Consider the following 5,119-nt stretch of genomic DNA (forward strand, 5'->3'; position numbering starts at 1 on the left):
GCCGCACCCTGGGCGGCACGGTGAACGACGTGCTGCTCACGGCGGTGACGGGCGCGCTGCGGCGCTACCTGGCCACGCGGGACGCGCCGCTGGAGGACGTGCACGCGCTGGTGCCGGTGAACCTGCGGCCGCTGGACGCGCCGGTGCCGCGCGAGCTGGGCAACCGCTTCGGCGTGGTGTTCCTGCGGCTCCCCGTGCACCTGGCGGAGCCCCGCCGCCGGCTCCGCGAGGTGGCGAAGCGGATGGAGCACCTGAAGCGCTCGCCGGAGGCCGTGCTGACGTCCGGCATGCTGGAGCTGTTGGGCCACACGCCCGCGGCGCTGGAGCGCGCCGTCGTGGACGTGATGGGCACCAAGGCGTCGCTCGTCGCCACCAACGTGCCCGGGCCCCGCCAGCCGGTGTCGCTCGCGGGCACCCGGCTGGGGGGACTCACGTTCTGGGTCCCCCAGGCCGGCCACGTGGGCCTGGGGATCAGCCTCTTCAGCTACGCGGGACAGGTGACCGTGGGCGTGGCCTCGGATGCGTCACGCGTCCCGGACCCGGGGGCCCTCGTCTCCGCGTTCCAGGAGGAGCTGGCCGCGCTGGAGACGACGGTCCCCTGAGCCTTACTTCGCGAAGAGCTTGCTCGGGTCGTACTTGCCGCGCACGTCCTTGAGCTTCGCGCGGATGGCGTCCGGCCACGCGCTGTCGAAGTGCTCCGCGGACTGGACCTTGCCCATGAAGTTGATGGTCATCTCCGGCGACAGCCACGGCTTCAGCTCCGCGCGCAGGCCCTGCGTCGCGCCAGGGAGCACCGTGTCGAACAGCGGCGGGTGCATGCCCACCAGGCCGATGATGAAGTTGCCGCCGCGGCCGCCCACCGCGGAGCCGCCCGCCACGTCCCTCCAGCTGGCGCCGCCCAGGTGGCGGATCTCCAGCATGAAGTACGGCGTCTGCACGCCCGCGCCCACGTGGCGCAGCACCGTGGCCGCGAAGTCCTGGTCCACGTGGGTCAGCATCATGCCGTTGGTCCACACGGGGCTGGGCTGATCCGGATCATTGTGGATGCGCGCCAGCTGGGACGCGGGCAGCTCCCCCAGCATGTCCAGGTACACGGGGGCCAGCGCGCGCAGGGGCGCCGCGAGCTTCGCGCCGTCCTCGATGGCGCCCGGGTACGCGAAGCGCAGGTTGATGACCGTGCGCCCGCGCAGCGGGGGCGGGATGAAGTCGAACGGCGGGAAGCGCATGACGGCGATGCTCGTGGACACGCGCGCGTCCGCCTCCGACGTCCACTTCACCCAGCCGCGCAGCACGGCCTCGATGTGCTGCTCCTCGAAGAAGAGGCTGCCCGCGTACAGCGAGCGCAGCTCCACCAGCTTGAGCTTCACCTCCGTCACGATGCCGAAGCCGCCCTTGCCGCCGCGCAGCGCCCAGAACAGGTCCGGGTGGTGCTCGGCGCTCGCCTGGACCGTCTCCCCGTCGCTGGTGACGACCGTGTAGCCCACGACGTAGTCGGAGCTGACGCCGTGGCTGCGCACGAGAGGCCCCAGGCCGCCGCCCAGCAGGTAGCCCACCACGCCCACGTTCGTGGACGAGCCGGCGACGGGCGCCAGGCCGTGCTTCGCGGCCTCCGCGATGACCGGCTCCCAGCGCGCGCCCGCGCCGATGGTGGCCGTGCGCGCCGCCACGTCGATGCTCACCTGGTCCAGCGCCTTCGTGGAGAGGAGCACGCCGGAGGTGACGGGCGCGTACGTCCCGTGCCCCGTGGCCTGCACCGCGACGGGCAGGTGGTTCTCCCGCGCGAAGCGCAGGGCCTCCGCCACGTCCTGCGTGGACTTCACCGCCACCACGTACTGCGGCGTGTGCTGGACCAGCACGTTGAAGCCGGCGCACTCCGGGCCATAGCCCGCGTCGCTGGGGGTGTAGACGGGGCCGCTCACGCGGCTGGCGAGGGTCTGGGTCATGGGGCGTTGCTCCTTCGTGTCAGCCAACCCTTGCGGGTCGGGAGGGGGACTCGGGTGAGGCGCGGTGCCACGTCGAGGGAGTACGAGCGCGAAGCAGCATAAACCTGGAAGTCCGGTTCGTACACGGAAGCGCTCCGTGAAAACACGGCCCGGGCTTCAGAGGGCCGGCCTCCCGCCACCCCTACGACAGGCCGTGCTCCTCCAGCTTGTTGTAGAGGGTGCGCCGGCTGACGCCGAGCAGCCGCGCCGCCAGCGTGCGGTTGTCGCCCGCGCGCTTGAGCGCATCCACCAGCGCTTCCTTCTCCACGTCCTTGCGCCGTGACTCCAGCGTGGCGGAGTCGGACGGCGACGGCAGGAGCGGCGCGGCGACGGGCGGCGGCGCGATTCCCGGCTGGCGCGACAGCTCCCGTGCCACGTCCGCGCCGGTGAGCACGGGCCCGTCGGAGAGCACCACCAGCCGCTCCAGGAAGTTCTGCAGTTGGCGCACGTTGCCGGGCCACGGCTGGGCCTGGAGCGCGCGCAGCCCGTCGTCGCTCAAGCGGAAGGGCGGCCGGCCGTTGGTCCTGGCGTGCACGTCCAGGAAGTGGCGGGCGAGGAGCGGGATGTCCTCCGGCCGCTCGCGCAGCGTGGGCAGCCAGAGGGGCACCACGTTGAGCCGGTAGAAGAGGTCCTCGCGGAAGGTGCCCCGGCGCACGCCGTCCTCCAGCGCCTGGTGCGTGGCCGCGACGAAGCGCACGTCGACCTTCACGGTCTGGGTGCCGCCCAGCCGTTCGAACTCGCGCTCCTGGAGCACGCGCAAGAGCTTCACCTGCACGGCGGGGGACACGTCGCCAATCTCATCCAGGAACAGCGTGCCGCCGTGCGCCAGCTCCACGCGGCCGGGCTTGCGCGTCGCCGCGCCGGTGAAGGCGCCCTTCTCGTAGCCGAACAGCTCGCTCTCCAGGAGCGTGTCCGGGAGCGCCGCGCAGTGCAGCTTCACGAACGGCCCCGCGCGCCGGGGGCTGCCCTCGTGCAGGGCGCGCGCGGCCAGCTCCTTGCCCGTGCCGGACTCGCCCCTCAGCAGCACCGTGGCGGTGCCCTGGGCGGCCTTCACCAGCAGGGCCTTCACCTCCGTCATCGCGCGGCTCTGGCCCATCAGCAGGCCGTCCAGCGCCTTGCCCCCGGCGCGCGCGGGCTCGGGAGCGTTGCTCGCGTGGAGCAGCGCCTTCCTCAGCGTGAAGAGGAGCTCCTCGCGGTCGAAGGGCTTGAGCACGAAGTCCGCCGCGCCCGCCTTCATCGCCTCCACGGCCAGCGGCACGGTGCCGTGCGCGGTCATCAGCAGCACGGGCACGTCCGGCCAGCCGCGCCCCACCTCCGCGAGCAGCTCCATGCCGCTCATGCCCGGCATGCGCACGTCGCTCAGCACCACGTCGATGGGCCGGCGCGCGAGCAGGGCCAGGGCGTCCTTCGCGCTGGACGCCGGATGCGGGGTGAGGCCCGCCTGGGTGAGCAGCGCGCCCAGCACCTTGAGCAGCGCGGGATCATCGTCGACCACCAGGACGTGGCCCTTCAGTGCGTCGCTCACGCGGCTTCTCCCTCGGATGCCGGCGCCGCCGGGACGGGCGCTGCCGGCAGGCGCAGGCGGAGGAGGGTGCCACGGCCCTCGCCGCTCGTCAGGGACGCGGTGCCGCCGTGCGCCTCCGCCACGCGCCGCACGAAGGCCAGGCCCAGGCCGCTGCCCGTGGCCTTGGTGGTGTAGAAGTCGTCGAAGGCGCGCTCGCGCGTGCGCGCGTCCATGCCGCTGCCGGTGTCCTGCACCTCCACCACCACCGCGTCGCCGTCCTGCCGCGTGCGCACGGTGAGGGTGCCGCCCGCGGGCATGGCCTCGAAGGCGTTGCGCACCAGGTTCTCCAGCGCGTTGGCGAGCAGGTCCTCGTCGCCCGCGCACCCGGGCAGGCCGGGGGCGAGGTCCTTCTGGAGCTCCACCGCGCCCGGGGTCGCGAAGGCCTGGAGCGACAGCACGCCCTCCACCAGCCGGTTCAAATCCAGAGGCCGGCGCAGCGGCTCCACGCGCGCGAGGCGCTGGTACGTGCCCGCCACGCGGTCCAGGCGCTCCACCTGCTCCAGCAGCAGGTCCAGGAAGTCCCCGTGCGCGTCCCAGGAGTGGCCGCGCGCGTGCTCCTCCTTGAGGTACTGGGCGGCGCCCTTGAGCGCGGCGATGGGGTTCTTCAGGTCGTGCGCCATCTGCGCGGAGAAGCGCCCCAGCGTGGCCAGCTGCTCCAGGCGCTCGCGCTGGGTGACGAAGCCGGTGACGACGCGCCGGGCCGCCGCGAGCAGCGCGAAGGTGATGGCGGTGGTGCCCACGACGAGCGCCCCGGACTCGGCGGCGAAGACGCGGAAGAGGGTGAGGTAGGCCAGCACGCCCACCAGCGCGAGCACGACGGCGTGCATGGCCGCGCTCGTGGCGCGCGCGTCCTGCCCGAAGAGCTGGAAGCGCAGGGACACGACGGCCATCACCGGCAGGCCCAGGAGCGTGCCCACGTTGCCCAGCTTCGGCACGGGCAGGGCCATGTCCGCCGCCAGGTCCGTGAGCAGCAGCGCGACGAGCAGCGTGAGCCCCAGCACCACCAGGCCCGCTCGCGCCCGCTCCTCCTGCGAGCCCGTGCGGCGCAGGTGCCGCGTGAGCAGCACGAAGCCCGTGGTGAGGATGGGGATGACGCCGGCGGCGACCGCGAGCCCGAAGCGGAAGGTGTTGATGCGCTCCTCCAGCGCGGGCACGCCCATGGCCACGAGCATCGTCAGCGCGAGCGCGCCCATCACCGCGTAGGTGCCGTACATGGCCCAGGCGGAGCGGCGGCGGCGGCCCACGAACGCGAGGATGAAGTGCACCGCGCACGGCAGCGTCATCAGCGCCGCGGCGAAGCCCATCAGCCGCCAGCCGGAGTCCCCGGAGCGCGCCAGCCCGAAGGCGGAGAAGTTCCAGGACGACAGCGCGATGGACAAGAGCGACAGCGGCAGCGCGAGGGGGCTCCTTCCCACGCGGGCGAGCGCGATGCCGGCGAGCGCGAGCTGCCCCGCGCACGCCAGCAGGCTGACCCACATGGCGCCCGTCATCGCGCGCCTCCGTGGCTCAGAGCATGCCCAGCCGGCGGGCATTGGCGGGGTCCACCGCCGCGGACTCCCAGCGCCGCACCGCG

Annotated in this window: 4 protein-coding genes; 1 reads left to right on the top strand and 3 read right to left on the bottom strand. The window is 73.4% G+C overall.

What is annotated here, in order from left to right; genetic code table 11:
• The coding region (locus tag ACLEQD_RS36545) for a WS/DGAT domain-containing protein (RefSeq protein WP_410390515.1) at window positions 1–602 on the top strand (602 nt) is incomplete at its 5' end.
• Window positions 603–605: 3 nt separating this feature from the next.
• On the opposite strand, the gene ACLEQD_RS36550 is transcribed toward ACLEQD_RS36545, so the two are convergent.
• The 3 genes from ACLEQD_RS36550 to ACLEQD_RS36560 form a co-directional block, all read right to left on the bottom strand.
• Entirely contained in the window at window positions 606–1,943 is a 1,338-nt protein-coding gene (locus ACLEQD_RS36550) for an FAD-binding oxidoreductase (protein ID WP_410390516.1), read from the bottom strand.
• Window positions 1,944–2,124: 181 nt separating this feature from the next.
• Window positions 2,125–3,507, bottom strand: a complete 1,383-nt coding sequence (locus ACLEQD_RS36555) for a sigma-54-dependent transcriptional regulator (protein WP_410390517.1) — start codon at window positions 3,505–3,507, stop codon at window positions 2,125–2,127.
• The gene (locus tag ACLEQD_RS36560; protein ID WP_410390518.1) at window positions 3,504–5,036 is read right to left on the bottom strand and encodes a two-component system sensor histidine kinase NtrB; all 1,533 of its coding nucleotides are present in this window, start codon (window positions 5,034–5,036) and stop codon (window positions 3,504–3,506) included. The genes ACLEQD_RS36555 and ACLEQD_RS36560 overlap by 4 nt, the downstream gene beginning before the upstream one ends.
• Window positions 5,037–5,119: the final 83 nt, after the last annotated feature.

The organism is Corallococcus sp. 4LFB, from assembly GCF_046520365.1.
GTDB lineage: Bacteria > Myxococcota > Myxococcia > Myxococcales > Myxococcaceae > Corallococcus > Corallococcus caeni.